This is a genomic window from Glycomyces sp. MUSA5-2 (assembly GCF_037034145.1).
Classification (GTDB): domain Bacteria; phylum Actinomycetota; class Actinomycetes; order Mycobacteriales; family Micromonosporaceae; genus Glycomyces; species Glycomyces artemisiae.
The window spans coordinates 943,375-962,963 of sequence record NZ_JBAGKG010000001.1 but is presented as its reverse complement, the minus strand read 5'-3'; the positions used below and the strand labels follow the sequence as shown (position 1 = coordinate 962,963).

Genomic DNA, 19,589 nt, shown 5'->3' with positions numbered 1-19,589 from the left:
AGTTGGAGCACCACGGGGAGACACCCGTGGTGCTCCGGCCTTTAGCGAGGTGGAAAACTGGTGTCCATGAGAGCACGCGTACTCGTCGTCGACGACGACCCGGCCCTGGCGGAGATGCTCGGCATCATCCTCCGGACCGAAGGCTTCACCCCCACGTTCGTCGTCGACGGCGAGAAGGCGCTCGCCGCGTTCAAGGAGCACCGCCCCGACATCGTCCTCCTCGACCTCATGCTCCCGGGCATGAGCGGGATCGACGTCGCGAAGGCGATCCGCGGCGAGTCCGGCGTGCCGATCGTGATGCTCACCGCCAAATCGGACACCGTGGACATCGTGCTGGGCCTCGAATCGGGCGCCGACGACTACATCGTGAAGCCGTTCAAGCCCAAGGAGCTGGTGGCCCGCATCCGCGCCCGCCTGCGCCGCGGCGACGACGTCACGCCCGAGCGCCTGGAGATCGGCAAGCCCGGCCTCCAGGTCCAGATCGACGTGCCCGCCCACCAGGTCACCCTCAACGGCGCCGAAGTGAAGCTGACGCCCCTGGAGTTCGACCTGCTCGTGGCCCTCGCCCGCAAGCCCCGCCAGGTCTTCACCCGGCAGGTCCTGCTGGAGCAGGTGTGGGGCTACCGGCACTCCGCCGACACGCGCCTGGTGAACGTCCACGTGCAGCGCCTGCGCGCCAAGATCGAGCCCGACCCCGAGCGCCCCCAGCTCATCCAGACCGTCCGCGGCGTCGGGTACAAAGCCGGTCTGGGCTAGCCCATGACCGCGGGGGAGGACCGGGCGCGCCAGCGCCCGGTGTGGCTGCGACGGGCATGGGGGAGCGCCGCCCGCTGGGCGGACCGGGCCTCGCGCCCGCTCATCGACCGCTTCCGCGCCTCCCTCCAGCTGCGGGTCGTCTCCTCGACCCTCATCGCCTCCACGGTCCTCGTCCTCATCTTCTCCTTCGTCGTCGCCGGGTCGGTCACCTCCGGGCTCCTCACCGAGCGCCAGGAGACCGCCGTCGAGGAGACCCTCAACGCCGTCGAGCGGGCCGCCGAGCAGCTCGGCACCTACGCCTCCTCCACCGACTCCGACCTCGCCACGACCATGCAGCGCATCGTCAACGAACTCGCCGAGGACCCCGTGTACGCGCCGGTCATCGTCCTGCGCACCGACGACGGCGAGGTGACCCGCTCGCACCCTGCGTCGGCCGAGGCCGCGCCGTCCGAGGAGCTGCAAGAGGACGTCGCCGACCGCAAGACCGCGATCCAGTACGACAACTTCACGCTCGACGACCAGGGCCCCATGCCGTACCTCGTCGTCGGCTCCTTCATCGACCTGACCGTGGACTTCGAGCTGTACGCGTTCTACCCGCTCGAATCGCAGCAGGACGCGATCAGCCTGCTGCGCACCAACCTCGCGCTCGCCGGGGTCGCACTGGTGCTCCTCCTCGGCGTCATCGCCGCGCTCGTCACCCGCCTGGTCGTCACGCCCGTGCGCGAGGCCGCCCGCACCTCCCAGCGGCTCGCCGCCGGGTTGCTCCACGAGCGCATGGAGGTCCGCGGCTCCGACGACCTCGCGCGGCTCGCGGGCTCGTTCAACCTCATGGCCGAGAACCTCCAGAGCCAGATCCGGCGCCTGGAGGAGATGTCGATGATGCAGCGGCGCTTCACCTCCGACGTCTCGCACGAGCTGCGCACGCCGCTCGCGACGATCCGCATGGCCGCCGACCTGCTCTACGACAACCGCGACGACTTCGACCCGGTCACCAAGCGCTCCACCGAGCTGCTCCAGCACGAGATCGACCGCTTCGAGGAGCTGCTCCAGGAGCTGCTGGAGATCTCCCGCTTCGACTCCGGGTTCGCGTCCCTGGAAGTGGACGCCGTCGACGTCGGCCGCATCGCCGACGACGTCGCCGAGGGCCTCTCGCACCTCGCCGGGGAGTGCGGGGTGGAGGTCACCGTCGAGAAGCCGAAGCGCCGCGTCATCGCCGAGGTCGACCCGCGCCGCGTCCAGCGCATCCTGCGCAACCTCGTCTCGAACGCGATCGAGCACGCCGAGGGCCGCCCCGTGCGCGTCACCGTCGCCGAGTCCGAGACGGCGGTGGCCGTCGCGGTCCGCGACCACGGCGTGGGCCTCAAGCCCGGCCACGCCGACCGCGTCTTCGACCGGTTCTGGCGCGCCGACCCGTCCCGCAACCGCAAGACCGGCGGCACGGGCCTGGGCCTGGCGATCAGCCTGGAGGACGCGAAGCTGCACTCCGGGACGCTCCAGGCCGTGGGCGAGCCCGGCAAGGGCACGCTGTTCGTGCTGACCCTGCCGCTCCAGGCCGGGAACCGCGTCATCACCTCGCCGATCCCCCTGCGGCTCGACGGCCCGCGCCCCGGCGCGGGGAAGGAGGCCACCCGTGCGACGCAGGACTAGCCTCGCCGCCGCGCTCGCCCTCGGCACCGCTTGGGCCGCATCCGCCTGCGGCATCCCCACCGGCAGCGACCCGGAGGTCGTCGACGACGCGCCCACGAACTTCGGGGAGTCCTCCGGGACGACCGCCGAGACGTTCGAGCCGACCGCCGATGCCGACGTCACGGTCCAGAACTTCCTCAAGGCCGCCGCCGGTGACCCCGCGAGCCGCGACGACCGCCTCAACAAGTTCACCGCCTCCGGGAACGAGCAGTTCTCCGACGCCGCCTCCGGCATCCGCCTCCTCGCCGACATCGAGGTGACCGTGGGCGGCGGCAACCCGATCGAGTCGGCGAACGTCACCGTCACCGCCTCGGTCGTCGGCGTCTACCTCGAAGACGGCTCGGTCCGCATGAGCTCCTCGCCGAGCGCCTACGAGGAGACGTTCATGCTCGGGCGCGACGGCGGTCTCCAGGACGTGTGGTCGATCCAGAGCCAGCCGTCCCAGGTGTCCTTGGACTACCGGCAGTTCCTCGACTCGTACCGGGCCTCGCCGCTGTACTTCCAGGCCGACGCGCCGGAGCTCCTCGTCCCCGACCTGCGCTGGATCTACGCCGACCTCGACGCCGAGACCGACCGGCGCCTCCTGCTCGACTGGCTCCTGCGCGGCCCCTCCGAGTTCGCCCTCCAGTCGTCGCGCAGCGCGATCCCCTCCTCGACCACCGCGAAGATCACCTCGCGCAACGGCGTCCCCGAAGTGGAGCTCACCCTCGGCGAACCGGTCGACGACCGGTCCGTGCAGGACGCCATGACCGCGCAGGTCGCCTGGACCCTGGGCCTGTCCAACGGATTCGTGCTCACCGCCGACGGCGACGTCATCGGCGAGGGCACGCTCGCGGACTGGCGCAACTGGAACGCGATCCCCGCGGACCTGCCGCCCACCGCGTACTTCCTGTTCGAGGAGACGGTCTGGGAGTACGCGGCCGACGAGGTCACGACCGAGTCCGCTGAACATTCATGGGTCGGCTTCCACGCGGACGGCCTCCGGCAGGTCGCGATCGGCCCCGCCGACCAGATCGCCGCGATCGCCGCCGGGACCTCCGGCGACGTGCTCACCGTGGGCCCCACGGATTCCGCGATGGGCGCCGTCGGCGGCCTGGGCACCGTGCTGGCCGACCCGCAGTGGCACCCGGCGAGCGCGATCCTCGTCGTCTCCGACGGCGTGCCCACGGTCGTGAACCCGAACTCGCGGGCGGTGGTCCAGCCGCTCACGGTGGGGGAGTCGGTGACGGCGATGGCGCTCGCGGCGGACGGGCGGCGCCTGGCGTACGTCGAGGGCGGCCACGCGTGGGTGGCGCCGCTGAACGTGGACGCCGACGGGAACCTCCAGGCGGGGGAGCCGCGGCGCATCGGCACCGACATCGAGGACGTCACCGACATCGCGTGGAGCTCGGAGAACTACCTGTGGGTCACGGGCAAGCGCGACGACGACACGCTGTTCCGGGTCGCGATCGACAACTCCCGCACCGACGTCCAGGCCGGCACGGCCGGGCTGGTGTTCTCGGAGGTCGCGGCGAACCCCGCCGACCCGGTCGAGTCGAACCTCAACCGCGGCGACCCGGTGCTGGTGGTCGCGAACGACACGCTGTACCGGGTCCACACGAGCGGCCCGGAAGGCGTGCGCAACGGCAGCCACGCGGTCGGCGGCACCGCGCCGTTCACGGTGCTTCAATAACGGACAAGGCCCGGAGCGAAAGCCCCGGGCCTGAAGTCACTTCCGTCTGCTACGCGTCGACGGTGAAGCCGACCGACCGCACATTGGTGGCCGCGATCTCGACGTAGGCGATCTTCTCGACAGGGACGATCACCTGGCGCCCCTTGTCGTCCTCCAGGCGCAGGACCCCGCCGTCCTTCACGGCCTGCTCGATCGTGTCGGACAGGTCCTTCGGCGACAGCTTGCTCTCCAACACCAGTTCGCGTGGGGCGTACTGGACACCGATCTTGACCTCCACGGGCCCTCCTCAATCGAAATACTCTGACCTTCGGTCCGAAGCAAGACTACTCGCGGCGACCCCCGGTCCACTGCACGGAGCGCTGCGCCGAGAGCGAACGGCGCCGCCCCGAGCATTCACCTTCCGGAAGGAAGGGACGCTCAGACTTCTTCCTCGCGGGGGAAGTGCGAGATGCCCCGCCAAGCGAGCGTGCTCATGAGCTGGACCGCCTCGTCCTTCGGGATGGCGCGGCCGGAGGCGATCCACTTGCGGGCCGAGACCTCGGCGGTCCCGAGCAGGCCCGTCGCCAGGAGTTCGGCCCGGGCCTTGTCGACGTGGGTGTCGGCCATGATCGTCTCGGCCATCGCCGCGACGCAGTCGGCCTCCATGCGCATGACCCGCTCGGCGACCTCGGGGTCGTTGCGCTGGTCGGACTCGAACACGAGCCGGAACGCCTCGCCCTGCGCGTCCACGAACTCGAAGTACGCGCGCATGGCGCGGTTCACCCGCTCCTTGTTGTCCTCAGTGGACTGCAAGGCGTCGCGCACCTGGCCCACCAGCTCGGCCGCCCGGCCGTCCAGCAGTGCCAGATACAGTTCCAGCTTCGACGTGAAGTGCTGGTACAGCACGGGTTTCGACACCCCGGCGTTCTCGGCGATGTCGTCCATGGAGGTGCTGTGGTAGCCCTTGGAGACGAAGACGTCCTGAGCGGCACGCAGCAGCTGCACGCGGCGTTCGCTCCTGGGCAGTCGGACCCGCCCCTCACCAGCGCTGTTCACGCCGCCACCTCTTCCCGGCTCATGTCGCCCATCCGTCAGCCGCGGTCGCTTGCGGCCCGAACGGAGTTTACGGAAACCTTGAATACAGTCTCCCAGCGTACGGGGGCGACAAACGCGGGTTCGAGTCACTGGGCGCGCCACGGTACCTTGAGGGCGGGAATATGAAGGAGTTGTCTAGTGGTGTATGACCAGAACCGACCGGATGAGCAGCGTCCGACCGGGGAGGAACGGGCAGCCCGCAGGCGGATCGGCAGGTCCTGGGGCCCGCCGTCCGAGGAGGGCGCCGAGACCGCCGACGCGGCCCGTCAGGGGATGGGGCAGGCGCCCGAGCAGTACCGGTTCGACCCGGACCGCGGCAGACGCCACCGCTACAGCGAGGACCCCACCGGACAGGTCCCGAACGTGCCGGTCGAGATGACCGAGACCGGGCCGATGGTCCCCGCGACCCGCCGCCCCGCGCCCGGCGAGCAGTTCGAGCCGATCCCCGCCGTCCCGCAGACCCCCCAAGGCCCCCAGGGCTTCCAGGCCGAGCAGGTCCCGGTGAACCCGTTCGCGCCGCCGCAGAGCGCCCCTCCGGCGCCGCCCGCGCCGCCGGCCCAGGAGTACGCCCCGCCGCCCGCGGCCCCGCTGCCGGGGGCCACCCAGGAGTACGCGCCCGCCCCGCACCACGAGGCGCCCGCTCCGCCGCAGCACCACACCCCGCCGCCGCCCGCGGCCCCCGCACCGCCGCAGCAGAGCCAGCCCGCCCAGCAGTTCTACAGCGCCCCCGCCCAGGACTTCGGCGTCCCCCAGCAGCACCCCGGCTACAGCGCCCCGCCGCTGCCCGGCGACTACGCGCCCAGCCCCGCGGCCCCGCAGCAGCCGGTCCCCGCGCCGCCCGGCCCCAACCAGGAGTTCGTCCAACCCCCGGCACCCGAACCCCAAGCACCGCAGCAGCACTACAGCGCGCCCGCGCCGCAGCACACCGGCCCCATCGAGGTCCCGCAGGCCCAGAGCGCCCCGCCCGCGACCGTGCAGACCCCGCCGCCGCCCGCGCCGCCGAGCCCGGTCCGCCCCGCGGTCCCCGCCCCCGAGGAGGCGACCCAGGAGCACCCGGCGGTCCCCGCCGCTCCCGCGACTCCGGCTCCCGCCACGCCCGCGCCCGCCGCCGAGGCCCCGCCGCAGCCGAGCGCGCCGCCCGCGCCCGCGACCCCGCCGCCCCCGGCCCCGTCCGTCCCGGTCGTGGAGCAGCGCACCGACCAGTTCCCGATCGTGCAGCCGCCGCTCACCGAGGTCTCGCCCGCGGCGGTCCCCAGCCCGCCCGTCACTGAGCAGGCCCCGCTGCTGCGCACGCCGCCCCGCCCGCCCATCGCCGAGCCGACACCGCCCGCCACCGTGGAGAACACAGGACCCATGCCCGGATCCGCCGGCACCCAAGTGCAGGACATCGAATCCGCCCGCCTCGTCGACGCCGTCCGCCAGGTCCCCGGCGTCCGCGACGCCTTCCACGTGACGGCCCCCGACGGCGCCTCCAGCCTCCGCCTCGAACTCGAAGAGGGCGTCGACCCCGACGAGGTCCACGCGGTGGTCTCCGCCGTCGTCAACGAGCAGCGCGCCGTCGAGCCCGGCCCGCAGTCCGGCGACGAGGCCGAGATCCGCGGCCACGTCGAGCCCGCCTCGACCGACGTCGAGGTCGCCTCGGTCGGCCCGGTCGAGCTGCGCCGCGTCGAGATCGAGTCCGCCGGGCTCGAAGCCGAAGTGAGCGTCACGCTCGCCCTCGGCGACACCGAGTCCACGGGCAAAGTCGCGGTCCCGCCGATCGACTGGCACATCCAGCACGCCGCCGCGGCCGCCACTGTGGAGGCCCTGCGGCCGCGCCTCGGCGCCGGGGACGTGCGCGTCGAGGTCGAGCACGCCTCGATCGTCCCCACCGGGCCTGTGAAGACCGCGGTCGTGGTCATCCTGTGGCTCGACGGCCGGTCCGTGCGGCGCCTCTCCGGGGCCTCGGTCGTGACCGCCGAGCGCGCCCGCGCGGTGGTTTCGGCTACTTTGGGCGCGCTCGCTGCCGAAGTGGCACACTAGCTTCCATGAAACGGGCGCGGCTGGTCGACGCCGGGGAGGTCCGCACTCCCCGACGGCCGCACGCGCCGTGGCCCGGCATCGAGCACCAGGTGAGCCGCCGCCGGCTGTTCATCCGCCACACCCCGGCGACCGCGCCGGGGGCCGAGCCCGCCGTGTTCGTCCACGGGCTCGGCGGCTCGGCGCAGAACTGGACCGACCTCGCCGACGCGCTCTCCGACCGGCTCCGCACCGACGCGGTGGACCTGCCCGGCTTCGGCCACTCGGCGCCCGCGCCGCGGACCACGATCCCGCTCCTGGCGCAGGACGTCGCGGCGTGGATCTCCGAGTCCGGGCGCGGCCCGGTCCACCTCGTCGGCCACTCGCTCGGCGGCGCGGTCGCGGTGTACCTCGCCGCGACCCGCCCGAACCTGGTCCGCACGCTCACCCTCATCTCGCCCGCGATGCCGTTCGGCAACCCGCGCCGCTCGCACCAGTCCCGCTACCTGCCGATGCTCGCGGTCCCGAACATCGCGTGGCTCGCCGACCGCGCCATGCGCGGGCGCACCCCGCAGCAGGTCGTCGACGACATCATCCGCGGCACCTGGGCCGACCCGTCCTCGATCCACCCGCAGCGCCGCCGCGAGGCGATCGCCGAGGCCCGCCACCGCCTCGCCGTGCCCTGGAACAACCAGGCGTACTTCCAGACCTACCGGGGCCTCATGGCCTCCTTCGTGCAGGCCCTCGTGCCCGGCACGCACTCCCTGTGGAGCCTCGCCCGCGAGATCCAGTGCCCGACCCTCGTCGTCTGGGGCAAGCAGGACCACGTCATCGACGTCCGCCAAGCGCCGCCCACGGCCCTGGCGATCCCCGACTCCCGCCTCCTCATCCTCGACAAGACCGGCCACGTCGCGATGATGGAGCGCCCCCAGGCGGTCGCGCGCGCAATGGTCGCCATGTTCGACGAAGTCCGCAACGACGAGGTCGCCGACCCCGAGAACGCTTTGTCCATATTGTGAACCGGAACCGGTTCACACAATGCTGCGGGCTGAGCCCCTGGGGCGGCCGTCTGGCCTAGACTCCCGGGTGTGACTGAGGGACGGCTGGATCGCAACCGCAGGCTCCGCAGACGACGGCGCTTCGTGCTGCTCGCGGTCCTGGTCGTCATGGCCGGCGCGGGGCTGTACTTCGCGCTCGGCGCCGCGGATTCGGAGAAGCCGCAGGCCCTCGACGAGGACGAGCAGGTCGTCCCGACCAGCGCGGAGGCGGTCCCCGACGAGGCCGTGCCGCCGTCGCCGTCCGCCTCCCCCGAAGTCGCGAACATCCCGCTGTACTTCTCGGGCACGGGGACCTGGACGTACGCGCAGCCGTCCGACACGGCGGTGTTCGGCGACGCGGGGACCCTCCTGACGTACAACGTGGCCGTGGAGAACGGCATCGAGCTGAACGCCGACGAGTTCAGCGACTTCGTGCACGCGACGCTCGCCGACCCGCGCTCGTGGACCGCGGGCGGGGCGTGGCGGTTCCAGCAGGTCGGCGGCGGCGACGCGGACTTCACGGTCTACCTGGCGAGCCCCGAGCAGCGCTCGTACCTGTGCGGCTCGCAGAACACGACGGTCTCGTGCCGCAACGGCGACGCGGTGGTCATCAACTCGGCGCGGTGGCTCACCGGGGTCGAGCACTGGGACGGCACGCTGGAGACGTACCGCCAGTACGCGGTGAACCACGAGGTGGGGCACCGGCTCGGGCACGGGCACGAGGTGTGCCCCGCGGAAGGGGAGCTGTCGCCGGTGATGGCGCAGCAGACGTACCAGCTCGCGGGCTGCACGGGGAACGCGTGGCCGTTCCCGGACGGCGAGACGTACCTGTCGGGCCCGGCGGGGGACTACAACGGCCCCGACCTGCCGCCGGACGACTTCATCGACCAGTAGCCGCGGCGGGTCCCACCAACCTCGTCCCGCCATGCGGGACAAGGAATCTCACGGGGTGAAGCGCGGCACACCGGGCCGGGGGGTGGAATATCCACCCCGTGGACATGCATTATTGGTTATATGAGTTTGCCGCCGCTGGTCGAACCAGCCTCCGAGCTGTCGGTCGACGAGGTGCGCCGCTATTCGCGCCACCTCATCATCCCCGACGTCGCCATGGACGGTCAGAAACGACTCAAGAACGCCAAGGTGCTCTGCGTGGGCGCGGGCGGCCTCGGGTCCCCCGCGCTGATGTACCTGGCCGCGGCCGGGGTCGGCACGATCGGCATCGTCGAGTTCGACACCGTCGACGAGTCGAACCTCCAGCGCCAGATCATCCACGGCCAGTCCGACATCGGCCGCACCAAGGCCGAGTCCGCGGCCGAGTCGATCCGCGAGATCAACCCGTACGTGAACGTGGTCATCCACAACACGGTGCTCGACAACGACAACGTCTTCGAGATCTTCGAGCCGTACGACCTCATCATCGACGGCACCGACAACTTCGCGACGCGCTACATGGTCAACGACGCCGCGGTCCTCTCGGGCAAGCCGTACGTGTGGGGCTCGATCTACCGCTTCGACGGCCAGGCCAGCGTCTTCTGGGCCGACCAGGGCCCGTGCTACCGCTGCCTCTACCCCGAGCCCCCGCCGCCGGGCATGGTCCCGAGCTGCGCCGAGGGCGGCGTCCTGGGCGTCCTGTGCGCCTCGATCGGCTCGATCCAGGTCACCGAGGCCATCAAGCTGCTCACCGGGATCGGCGACCCGCTCGTGGGCTCGCTCATGGTCTACGACGCGCTGGAGATGACCTACCGCAAGATCAAGGTCCGCAAGGACCCGAACTGCGCGGTGTGCGGCCCGAACGCCACGGTCAAGGAGCTCATCGACTACGAGGACTTCTGCGGCTCGGTCACCGACGAGGCCGCCGAGGCCGTCGTCGGCTCCACCATCACGGCCCGCGAGCTGGCCGAGTGGATCAAGGAGGGGCGCGACATCGACCTCATCGACGTGCGCGAGCCCGCCGAGTACGAGATCGTGCGCATCCCCGGCTCCCGGCTGATCCCCAAGGGCGACATCGTGTCCGGTGCGGCCCTCGCGGACCTGCCGACCGAGAAGCAGGCGGTGTTCTACTGCAAGGCCGGCGTGCGCTCGGCCGAGGCCCTGGCCGCCGCGAAGGCCGCCGGGCTCAAGAACGCGGTCCACGTCCAGGGCGGCGTGCTCGGCTGGATCAACCAGGTCGACCCGAGCCTGCCCGCGTACTAGACAGGCCGTCCGAAGGGCGTCCGGCGCTTGCCGGACGCCCTTCGGCGTGCTTTGGGTTGCTTCGCTCCGGTATGACATTTCAGACACCCTTGCTCTGAGGATTCCGTTGAGGGCACGTTGACTCCGGTTCGACCGGTTCCCTAGCCTTGGGGCCATGATCCGCAGAAGCGAACCTTCCTCCCGTCTGCTCCGCCCCTCCCGCCGCAACCTCCTGCGGTTCGGCGTGCCCGCCGCGGCCGCCCTGGTCGGGGCCGGGGCCGTGGCAACGGTCGCCGCGAACGCCTCCGAGAACGGCCTCGACGCCATCTTCGGGCCGTCCCGCGAAGAGCTCGAAGCGGACCTCAAGACCCGGATCGACGCCTACCTCGCCTCCACCGGCACGCAGGTCGAGGCGTCGGTCGCGATCGAGCGCGGCGACATGCGCCTGGACTACAACCCCGACCAGACGCACATCACCGCCTCCATCGTCAAGGTCGAGATCCTCTCGATGGTCCAGGAGTACTGGGGCTCGGTCGACGCGATCCCCGAGGACCACCTCGCGCTGCTGAACCGCATGATCCGCGAGTCCCACAACGCCTCCACGTCCACGCTGTACAACTACTTGGGCGGCGTCGACGCACTCGTCGCCGCGCACGCGAGGTACGGTCTCCAGGACACCACCCCCGATCCCCAGGGCCGCTGGGGCGTCGGATGGTCCTCCGCCTCCGATCAGCTCATACTCGTGGGCCTCAACCTCTTTGAGGGCATCCTCGACGCCGAGCAGGTCGACCTCGGCCGCGAGCTCATGGGCTCGGTGATCGAGGAGCAGGCCTGGGGGATCTCCGCCGCCGCGAAGGACGGCGAGACCGTCTGGCTCAAGAACGGCTGGGACGTCGAGTCCCAGCTCGGCGGCCTGTGGGTGGTCAACTCCATCGGCGTCCTCGACGGCGACGGCGACCCCGTCAAGCTGGCGGTCCTCACCAGCGGCGCGGTCGACGACGTCGAGGGGATCCCGATCGTCGAGGAGATCTCCCGGATCTCCCGCGACGTCATCCAGTACGAATAAACAGGAACCGCATGACTCTCGAAGCACCCCAGGCGGAACCGGCCCCCCGGCCGCGCCTTTCACGACACCGCCCCTCCCGGCGGACCCTCATCCGCGCCGCCGTCCCCGCCGCCGTCGCCCTCGCGGGCGGCACGGCGTGGATCGGCACGGCCGCATGGGCCGAGGGTCCCACCGACGCCGAACTCTCCACCGAGCTCTTCGAACGCGTCAGGGACTACCTTGCGACCACCGGCACCCAGACCGAGGCCTCCGTCAAGATCACGCGCGGTAGCCGCAACGTGGGCACCTACGCCCGCCGCATCCACGACACGGCCTCCATCGTGAAGATGGAGATCCTCCTGATGCTGCTGGAGAAGTACAGCTCCGTCAGCGCGATCCCCTCCGACATCCGCGAGCACGCCCGGCAGATGATCGTCTGGTCGAACAACGACTCGACCACCAAGGTGTACAACCACCTCGGCGGCTGCGACGCGCTCAAGGCCGCGCACAAACGGTACGGGCTGACGTACACGAACGCCTCTGCCGACTGCCGCTGGGGCCTGACCACGACCAACGTAGGCGACCAGCTCTCGGTCATCAACCAGCTGCTCTACAAGGGACGGCTCTCTCAGGCGAAGGTCGACCACGCGCGCTGGCTCATGGGCGGCGTCGCCTCGGTCCAGGCATGGGGCCTGCGGGCCGCCAAGCGCGAGGGCGAGAAGGTCTGGGTCAAGAACGGCTGGGACTCCCGGTCCTCTCTCGGGGGCCTGTGGGTCGTCCACTCCTGCGGCGTCATCAACGTCCCGGACCAGACCGCCATCCGCATGGCGATCCTGACCAGCAAGGCACCCAACGAGTCCAAGGGCATCGCGATCGTCGAGGAGATCGCCAAGATCTCCCGCTCGGTGATCGACAAGGCCGTCCTCTAGCGGTGACGCGAACGGCCCGGTCCGCAGTGGACCGGGCCGTTTCCTATATCCTATAGGAAATAGGATATGCGATTCAGTACCGGTAGTGGTCGGGCTTGTACGGCCCCTCCACGGGCACGCCGATGTAGTCGGCCTGGCTCTTCGTCAGCGTCGTCAGCTTGACGCCGAGCGAGTCGAGGTGCAGGCGCGCCACTTCCTCGTCGAGGTGCTTCGGCAGCGTGTACACGCCGACCGGGTACTCCTCCAGCTTGGTGTGCAGCTCCATCTGCGCGAGCACCTGGTTCGTGAAGCTGTTGCTCATCACGAAGCTCGGGTGCCCGGTCGCGTTGCCCAGGTTGAGCAGGCGGCCCTCCGACAGCACGATGATCGAGTGCCCGTCGGCGAACTGCCACTCGTGGACCTGCGGCTTCACTTCGAGCTTCTTGACGCCCGGCTCGGCGGCGAGGCCGGCCATGTCGATCTCGTTGTCGAAGTGGCCGATGTTCCCGACGATCGCCTGGTGCTTCATCCGGCGCATGTGCTCGATCGAGATGATGTCGCGGTTGCCGGTGGTCGTCACGAAGATGTCCGCGTACTCGACGGCGTCCTCAAGCGTCAGCACCTGGTAGCCGTCCATCGCAGCCTGGAGCGCGCAGATCGGGTCGACCTCGGTGACGATGACGCGCGCGCCCTGGCCCCGCAGCGACTCCGCCGAGCCCTTGCCGACGTCGCCGTAGCCGCACACCACCGCGACCTTGCCGCCGATGAGCACGTCGGTGGCCCGGTTGATCCCGTCCACGAGCGAGTGCCGCACGCCGTACTTGTTGTCGAACTTCGACTTCGTGACCGAGTCGTTCACGTTGATCGCCGGGAAAGGCAGGCGCCCCTCGCGCTCCAGCTCGTACAGGCGGTGCACGCCCGTGGTGGTCTCCTCGGTGACGCCCTTGACCGCGGCCGCCTTGCGCGAGAAGCGGGCCGGGTCCTCCTTGAGCGAGCGGGCCAGCAGCGCGAGCACCACGGCCTCCTCCTCGCTGTCGGCCGTCGAGGCCTCCGGGACGGCCCGGGCCGCCTCGAACTTCGCGCCGTTGACGACGAGCATCGTCGCGTCCCCGCCGTCGTCGAGGATCAGGTTCGGCTCCTCCGAGCCCCAGTCGAGGGCGCGCTCGGTGCACCACCAGTACTCTTCGAGCGTCTCGCCCTTCCACGCGAACACCGGGACGCCCTGCGGGGCCTCCGGCGTGCCCTGCCCGACGGCTATCGCCGCGGCGGCGTGGTCCTGCGTCGAGAAGATGTTGCACGACGCCCAGCGCACCCGCGCCCCGAGCGCGGTGAGCGTCTCGATGAGCACCGCGGTCTGGATCGTCATGTGCAGCGACCCGGTGATGCGCGCGCCCTCCAGCGGGCGGTCGGCGCCGTAGCGCTCGCGCAGGGCCATCAGCCCGGGCATCTCGTGTTCGGCCAGGCGGATCTCGTGGCGGCCGAAGTCGGCCAGCTTCAGATCGGCGACCTTGTAGTCCTCGGCTCGCAGCGTGTTCGTCATGCCTGAAATGCTACGCGCCGACCCCTGGGCCCCAGCTAAACGGGACCGTGGCGCCGCGCACGCGACACGCCGGGCGCGGGCCCCTGGGGCGCCCGTGGCAGGCGACACGGAAAAAAATTTGCCGCAACCGCTGTTTCTGCTTGACACTGCTGAGGCGGTGGGTAATATTGCAGATACGCAGCGTCACGGAGATGCGGGAATCCACCGGGTTCCAGACCATTTCCGCAGGCGCCACGGGGAAACCAAACCGGGGGGAGTGCCGGGCGGTCTGGGGTGGCCGCCCGGCACATTTTTGCCCCGATTGGCAAGCGCTGTCCTCAAATTCGTTTGCGCGCCGCCCTCCACATGGGGGAGGGTCAGGGCGTGAGCAACCCTGACATCGAGATCGTCCCGATCGATCCCCTCGACCGCGACCTGGTCGACGGCTGGATCGAAGTCGAGCGCGCCGTGTACGAGCACGACAACCCCGGCACGCCCCAGAGCAGGCCCGCCCTCCAGCGTCTCCGCCTGCTCCTGTACCCCGCGGCGATCCGGCCCGAGCGGTACGCGGCCGTCTCCGGCGGCGCCGTCGTCGGCTACGTCGAGCTCGTCACCTTCCTCACCGACAATCAGCACCTCGCGTCCTTGGAGCTGCTCGTCCACCCCGACCATCGCCGCCGCGGCGTCGGCACCGCGCTCCTCGCGCACGCCGAGCGCCGCGCCGCCGAACTCGGCCGCGACACGCTCCTGTCCGCCGTCACCGACTCCCTCGACGGCGCCCCGAAGCAGGACCACGCCGGGCAGCACTTCGCCGCCGCCCGCGGCTACAAGACCGTCGACCAGGAGATCCACCGCCGCAACGACCTCTTCGCCGTCGACGACGACGAACTCGCCAAGCTCTACGTCGACGCCTGGGAGCACGCCGCGGGCTACGAGCTCGTGCAGTGGATCAACCACGCCCCCGACGACGTCGTCGAAGGCGTCGCCGCCATGCGCCAGCGCATGTCCACCGACCCGCCCATGGGCGAGGAGCTCGACATGCGCCCCTCCGTGTACGACGCCGAGCGCGTCCGCGACGAGGAGCGCACCTTCACCGCCCGCGGCCAGCTCCAGCTCGCCGCCGCGGTCCGGCACGTCGAGAGCGGCGAGATCGCCGGGCTCACCGACATCCTCGTGTTCCCCGGCGACGAGGAGCACGCCGGGCAGAACGACACGATCGTCGACCCCGCGCACCGCGGCCACCGCCTCGGCACGATCCTCAAGATCGCCAACCAGCGGGCGCTGCGCCAGTACCGGCCCAAGCTCCGGTACGTGCACACCTGGAACGCCGAGTCCAACGATCACATGATCGCGATCAACGAGGCCGTCGGCTACCGGGCCCTGTGCAGGGACCTCGACGTCCAGAAGAAGCTCTAGAACGCAGATTCCCGCGTTGCAGATGGGAACCGGCCCTGCCACGATGTGGCAGGGCCGGTCTTTCGTTGCGGGCCTTAGGCGCTGGCGATGAACAGTTCGCCCTCGCCGCTGGCGACGACCGGTCCGGAGGCGCCCGCGGAGAACGCGGCGCGGCCGGGCGCGAGGGCCGTGGCGCCCTGGTCGTCGGCGACGGTGACCTCGCCGCCGGTGGACAGGCAGATGCGGGGGCCGTCGACGTCGATGGAGAGCGGCGCGCCGGTGAGTTCGACGCGGCGGAGCCGGAAGTCGTCGATGGGGACCGGCCAGGTGCGGACCGGGCCGTCGTCCTCGGCGGCGGTGCGCGGGTCGGCCATGGCCTGGAAGTCGAGGACGCGCAGCAGCTCGGGCACGTCGACGCGCTTGTTGGTGAGGCCGCCGCGCAGCACGTTGTCGCTGGCGGCCATGATCTCGACGCCGAAGCCGTGCAGGTACGCGTGGAGGTTCCCCGCGGGCATGTACACCGCTTCGCCGGGCTGGAGCGTGATGTGGTTGAGCAGCAGGCTGACCAGGACGCCCGGGTCGTCGGGGTAGGACCGGGCGAGCGACACCAGGTCGGCGCCGTCGTCGGTCGCGAGCTCGGAGGCGGCCTTCGCGGCGGCGTCGATGATCGAGCGGCACTCGTCGCGGGCGAGCCCGAGGAGGTCGGGGACGGCCTTGCGGAGCCCGGCCTTCTTGTCGCGCAGCGTGGCCGCGAGCCCTTCGAGCTCGGGGACGCCGAGCGCCTCGATGTCGGCGGCGGCGTCGAGCGGGTCGCGGAAGCCGCACATCGCGCGGAACTCGGTGAGCGCCACCAGCATCTCGGGCTTGTGGTTGTCGTCCACGTAGTTGCGGTAGGCCATGTCGATGCCGATGCGCATCTCCCGCTGGTGGCCCGAGTGGGCCTGGCGGGCGTTCGGGTGCGCCTGGAGCGACAGCGGCTTCGCGGCGGCGAGGAGCTTGAGCAGGAACGGGAGCTTCGGGCCGAAGCGCTCGTGGGCGCGCTCGCCGAGCATCCCGGCCGGGTCGGAGGCGATCGCGGCGTCGAGGGGGCGCCCGTCGTGGAGGGTCGAGGGCGCGCTGTGGTGGGCGCCGAACCACTCCTCGGCCTCGGGCAGGTCGGCCGGGACCTCGCGGTCCTGGAGCCTGGCGATGTCGATCTGCGATCCCCACGCGTAGTTGCGGATGACGCCGTAGAGCCCCTGCACCGCCGCTCCTCACTCATCTCGATCCGGAGACCACAACTCTATCCGTCGGGCCCACGCGTACCGTAGCCCGCGTCCTCGTACGGATGACGCGGGGCACCTGCGCGGCAGAGACCGCGGACGGCGCACCGTCCGCGGCCCTCACACCTTGTCGCTCACTCGCTGCCGAGCGTGTAGTCCTTCATCTCGGAGACCGCGGGGACGCGCATCGGGTCGAGGCCGTGCGCGAGCGCGAGGTACACCGATGCGAAGTCGGGGACGGCGATGAGCGACGCGAGTCGCTCCAGGGCGCAGCCGCCCTCGGCGGGGAGCACGTCGCAGCGGACGCCGCGGCGCCCGGCCAGGTCCGCGACGGCGTCGGCGCGCCGCGTGTCGGGCTTCGGGTTGGCGTCGTCGCCGTCGAGGCCGTCGTCGCGCATGAGCACGATCCGCAGCCGGGTCAGCTCGTCGCCGTCGTCGGGGTCCGCGAAGATGTCCTTCTGGCCCTCGGCGAGCGACCCGAACACGCCGTCGAGGAGGCCGACGCGGCCGCGGCCGACCTCGCCCAGCTCGCCGGAGACGACGGGGTAGCGGGAGTTCGCGGCGAGCATGTCGCCGAAGCGGCGGGCCGCGACGCCCGCGAGCGGGCTGGAGCCCCATACGACGGGGATGGACCCGGCGAGGTTCATCGCCAGCTCCTTCGCCGGGTTGACGTACGCGTCGGCGTCGGGGCGGCAGCGCTCGGCGTCCTCGTCGAGGCGCCGCGCGGTCTCGGCGATGTCGGCCTCGACCAGGTTCACGAGCCCGAGTTCCCTGGCCGCCATGAGGACCGGCACGGTGAGGGCCCACAGGCTCAGGCGGGCGGGGGCGCGGCGCGGGACCGCGACGAACGAGGCGCGGGCGCGCTCGGCGAGCGCCTGGAGCTCGGAGTCGGGGGCGCCGATGGCGACGAGGCGGGCGCCGCGCCTGGCGGCGGCCTCGGCGGCCGCGAGCGCCTCGGGGCTGCGGCCGGACGCGGAGACGGCGATGACGACGTCGGCGGCGCCGACCCAGCCGGGGACGCCCGCGGAGCGGTGCCCGAGGATCGGGACCGGGCAGCGGGGCCCGGCGACCGTGGCGAGGATGTCGCCGGTGCGCGCCGCGGTGCCGACGCCCGCGACGACGACCGCGCGGGGGCGGCCCTCCTCGGCGAGCGCGCCCAGCCCGGCGTCGGCGGCGAGCGCCGCCGACTCGCGCAGCTGCGGCCCGGCCGACGCGAGCGCCCACAGCGCCCCGCCGGGGCGGATCGACTCGCTCAGGTCGCCTTCGATGCGCCGTTCGTCCGGGAGCCGGTCGCCGGTGATGCCGGCGAAGCCGTCGTCCTCAAGACCCATGCTGTTCCTCCTTGGCCTGCCTCGGCCGTCGCGGTTCGGTTGCCGGGTGGGATCGCTCGGGGGCGCCCGCCGCGCGCTCGGCGCCGCTCGGGAGCCGCTGCGCCGCAGTGCTGCTCGGCGGCGGCGCTATTCGGTCGCACCGTCGAGGAGCATCACGGGGATGCCGTCCTCGACGCGGAAGACCTTCGCGCACTCGGAGCACGTCAGGGCGTTCTCCTCGCGGTCGTACGCGAGCGGGGCGTGGTGCGGTTCGGGGCAGCGCAGCAGTTCGAGGAGCACTGGTTTGGGCGCGGTGGCGGGCATGGCCTAGTTCCTTACGATGCGGAGGATGTCGTCGCGCAGCCGTTCCATCGAGGCCGTGTCGGGGCCTTCGGCGTTCAGCCGCAGCAGCGGTTCGGTGTTGGAGGGGCGCAGGTTGGCCCAGGAGCCGTCCGGGAACGAGACGGTGAGGCCGTCGAGGCGGTCGGTCGCGACGCCCTCCTGGGCGTCGAAGTGCGCGGCGACCTCTTCGATCTTCGCGTGCGGGTCGTCCACTTTCGAGTTGATCTCGCCGGAGGCGGTGTAGCGCACGTAGTCCGCGGCCAGCTCGGCGAGCGTCTGGTCCGAGCCGCCGACGGCGGCGAGCACGTGCATGGCCGCGAGCATGCCGGTGTCGGCGAACCAGAAGTCCTTGAAGTAGTAGTGCCCGGAGTGCTCGCCGCCGAAGACGGCGTCCTCCTCGGCCATGACGGCCTTGATGTAGGAGTGGCCGACGCGGGTGCGCAGCGGGCGGCCGCCGTGCTCGGCGATGATCTCGGGGACGGCCTTGGAGGTGATGAGGTTGTGGCACACCGCGGAGCCGGGGTGCTTGGCGAGCTCGCGGGTGGCGATGAGCGCGGTGATCGCGGAGGGGGTGACGGGCTCGCCGTCGGCGTCCACGACGAAGCAGCGGTCGGCGTCGCCGTCGAAGGCGAGGCCGAGGTCGGCGCCGGCCTCCTTGACGCGGGCCTGGAGGTCCACGATGTTCTTCGGTTCGAGGGGGTTGGCCTCGTGGTTGGGGAAGGTCCCGTCGAGCTCGAAGTAGAGCGGATCGATGTCGAGGGGGAGCGCGGCGAGGAGCTGGTCGCCGAGGACGGCGGGGACGGTGTGGCCGCCCATCCCGTTGCCCGCGTCCACGACCACCTTGAGCGGGCGGATGCCGGAGAGGTCGACGAGGTCGCGCATGTACTGGGCGTACGCGGCGAGGAAGTCCTCGCTCGTGGCCGTCCCGGGCTTCTCGGCCTCGGGGGTCGGCTCCCCGTCGAGGATGGCCTGGGCCTTGTCGCGGATGTCGGCCAGGCCGGTGTCGAGGCCGATGGGCCGCGCGGCGGGCAGGCACATCTTGAGGCCGTTGTACTCGGCGGGGTTGTGGCTGGCGGTGAACATCGCGCCCGCGACGTTCCGCAGCCCCGCGATGAAGTACAGCATGTCGGTGGAGCACAGGCCGGCGTCGACGACGTCGGCCCCGGCGCGAGTGGCGCCGCGCGCGAAGGCCTCGGCGAACCCGGGGCCCGAGTCGCGCATGTCGTGGCCGACGGCCCAGGTCTTCTCGCCGGTGACGGCGACGGCGGCCGCGCCGATCGCCTCGAAGACAGCGGGCGTGAGCTGCGATCCGACGAGTCCGCGGACGTCGTAGGCCTTCACGAATTCACTGAGCTTGGGAGCCACGGGCTGCTGCCGCCTTTCGGGTGTGCATGCGGGGCCGATCAGGGGAGG

The 19,589-nt window shown here is 71.5% G+C and carries 17 protein-coding genes; 10 read left to right on the top strand and 7 right to left on the bottom strand.

From position 1 onward, the window contains the following. Positions 1-66: 66 nt before the first annotated feature. The 3 genes from mtrA to WA640_RS04545 are packed head-to-tail and all read left to right on the top strand — an operon-like array spanning position 67 to position 4,114. Entirely contained in the window at positions 67-756 is a 690-nt protein-coding gene (mtrA, locus tag WA640_RS04555; protein WP_091048055.1) for an MtrAB system response regulator MtrA, read from the top strand. 3 nt (positions 757-759) lie between these two features. Further along, positions 760-2,403 carry an MtrAB system histidine kinase MtrB gene (mtrB, locus tag WA640_RS04550; RefSeq protein ID WP_335986307.1) on the top strand — a complete coding sequence of 548 codons (1,644 nt, stop codon included), beginning with the start codon at positions 760-762 and terminating at the stop codon, positions 2,401-2,403. After that, positions 2,387-4,114 carry an LpqB family beta-propeller domain-containing protein gene (locus WA640_RS04545; protein WP_335986306.1) on the top strand — a complete coding sequence of 576 codons (1,728 nt, stop codon included), beginning with the start codon at positions 2,387-2,389 and terminating at the stop codon, positions 4,112-4,114. Before mtrB ends, WA640_RS04545 begins: the two co-directional genes overlap by 17 nt. A 49-nt stretch (positions 4,115-4,163) precedes the next feature. Here the strand turns inward: WA640_RS04545 and WA640_RS04540 are convergent, their stop codons facing one another. Next, positions 4,164-4,391: a DUF3107 domain-containing protein gene (locus tag WA640_RS04540; RefSeq protein ID WP_106366046.1), complete on the bottom strand. Its 228-nt coding sequence runs from the start codon at positions 4,389-4,391 to the stop codon at positions 4,164-4,166. Positions 4,392-4,531: 140 nt separating this feature from the next. After that, on the bottom strand, positions 4,532-5,188 hold the full coding sequence (locus tag WA640_RS04535) for a TetR/AcrR family transcriptional regulator (RefSeq protein WP_106366173.1): 657 nt from the start codon (positions 5,186-5,188) through the stop codon (positions 4,532-4,534). A 138-nt stretch (positions 5,189-5,326) separates the two neighbouring features. Between WA640_RS04535 and WA640_RS04530 the strand changes: the two genes are divergently transcribed. The 6 genes from WA640_RS04530 (at position 5,327) to WA640_RS04505 (ending at position 12,369) form a co-directional block, all read left to right on the top strand. Continuing rightward, positions 5,327-7,210, top strand: a complete 1,884-nt coding sequence (locus tag WA640_RS04530) for a hypothetical protein (RefSeq protein WP_335986305.1) — start codon at positions 5,327-5,329, stop codon at positions 7,208-7,210. 5 nt (positions 7,211-7,215) lie between these two features. Then, positions 7,216-8,205 (top strand): alpha/beta fold hydrolase, encoded by a 990-nt coding sequence (locus WA640_RS04525; protein ID WP_335986304.1) that lies wholly within the window; start codon positions 7,216-7,218, stop codon positions 8,203-8,205. Positions 8,206-8,274: 69 nt separating this feature from the next. Then, entirely contained in the window at positions 8,275-9,117 is an 843-nt protein-coding gene (locus WA640_RS04520; protein WP_335986303.1) for a DUF3152 domain-containing protein, read from the top strand. Between the two features lie 120 nt (positions 9,118-9,237). Next, entirely contained in the window at positions 9,238-10,416 is a 1,179-nt protein-coding gene (gene moeZ / locus WA640_RS04515; protein WP_335986301.1) for an adenylyltransferase/sulfurtransferase MoeZ, read from the top strand. A gap of 154 nt (positions 10,417-10,570) precedes the next feature. Next, positions 10,571-11,461, top strand: coding sequence for a hypothetical protein (locus tag WA640_RS04510; RefSeq protein WP_335986300.1), 891 nt, complete (start codon positions 10,571-10,573; stop codon positions 11,459-11,461). Between the two features lie 11 nt (positions 11,462-11,472). Next, positions 11,473-12,369 (top strand): hypothetical protein, encoded by an 897-nt coding sequence (locus WA640_RS04505; RefSeq protein ID WP_335986299.1) that lies wholly within the window; start codon positions 11,473-11,475, stop codon positions 12,367-12,369. A gap of 73 nt (positions 12,370-12,442) precedes the next feature. Here WA640_RS04505 and ahcY read toward each other — a convergent pair whose 3' ends face one another. Next, on the bottom strand, positions 12,443-13,888 hold the full coding sequence (gene ahcY / locus WA640_RS04500; protein ID WP_335986298.1) for an adenosylhomocysteinase: 1,446 nt from the start codon (positions 13,886-13,888) through the stop codon (positions 12,443-12,445). A gap of 363 nt (positions 13,889-14,251) precedes the next feature. On the opposite strand from ahcY, the gene WA640_RS04495 reads away from it, so the two are divergent. Further along, positions 14,252-15,283 carry a GNAT family N-acetyltransferase gene (locus tag WA640_RS04495; protein WP_335986297.1) on the top strand — a complete coding sequence of 344 codons (1,032 nt, stop codon included), beginning with the start codon at positions 14,252-14,254 and terminating at the stop codon, positions 15,281-15,283. A gap of 74 nt (positions 15,284-15,357) precedes the next feature. On the opposite strand, the gene manA is transcribed toward WA640_RS04495, so the two are convergent. The 4 genes from manA to WA640_RS04475 form a co-directional block, all read right to left on the bottom strand. Next, positions 15,358-16,506 carry a mannose-6-phosphate isomerase, class I gene (manA, locus tag WA640_RS04490; RefSeq protein WP_335986296.1) on the bottom strand — a complete coding sequence of 383 codons (1,149 nt, stop codon included), beginning with the start codon at positions 16,504-16,506 and terminating at the stop codon, positions 15,358-15,360. Between the two features lie 152 nt (positions 16,507-16,658). Beyond that, positions 16,659-17,855 carry an SIS domain-containing protein gene (locus WA640_RS04485; RefSeq protein ID WP_106366054.1) on the bottom strand — a complete coding sequence of 399 codons (1,197 nt, stop codon included), beginning with the start codon at positions 17,853-17,855 and terminating at the stop codon, positions 16,659-16,661. 126 nt (positions 17,856-17,981) lie between these two features. Beyond that, entirely contained in the window at positions 17,982-18,158 is a 177-nt protein-coding gene (locus WA640_RS04480; RefSeq protein WP_106366055.1) for a Trm112 family protein, read from the bottom strand. Positions 18,159-18,161: 3 nt separating this feature from the next. Then, entirely contained in the window at positions 18,162-19,541 is a 1,380-nt protein-coding gene (locus tag WA640_RS04475; protein ID WP_335986294.1) for a phosphomannomutase/phosphoglucomutase, read from the bottom strand. Positions 19,542-19,589 lie beyond the last annotated feature (48 nt).

Coding starts and splice junctions, on each gene's coding strand:
- mtrA (WP_091048055.1), top strand. CDS start 67: ATGAGAGCACGCGTACTCGTCGTCGACGACGACCCGGCCCTGGCGGAG.
- WA640_RS04485 (WP_106366054.1), bottom strand. CDS start 17,855: ATGGGTCTTGAGGACGACGGCTTCGCCGGCATCACCGGCGACCGGCTC.
- WA640_RS04480 (WP_106366055.1), bottom strand. CDS start 18,158: ATGCCCGCCACCGCGCCCAAACCAGTGCTCCTCGAACTGCTGCGCTGC.
- ahcY (WP_335986298.1), bottom strand. CDS start 13,888: ATGACGAACACGCTGCGAGCCGAGGACTACAAGGTCGCCGATCTGAAG.
- WA640_RS04510 (WP_335986300.1), top strand. CDS start 10,571: ATGATCCGCAGAAGCGAACCTTCCTCCCGTCTGCTCCGCCCCTCCCGC.
- moeZ (WP_335986301.1), top strand. CDS start 9,238: ATGAGTTTGCCGCCGCTGGTCGAACCAGCCTCCGAGCTGTCGGTCGAC.
- WA640_RS04505 (WP_335986299.1), top strand. CDS start 11,473: ATGACTCTCGAAGCACCCCAGGCGGAACCGGCCCCCCGGCCGCGCCTT.
- WA640_RS04525 (WP_335986304.1), top strand. CDS start 7,216: ATGAAACGGGCGCGGCTGGTCGACGCCGGGGAGGTCCGCACTCCCCGA.
- mtrB (WP_335986307.1), top strand. CDS start 760: ATGACCGCGGGGGAGGACCGGGCGCGCCAGCGCCCGGTGTGGCTGCGA.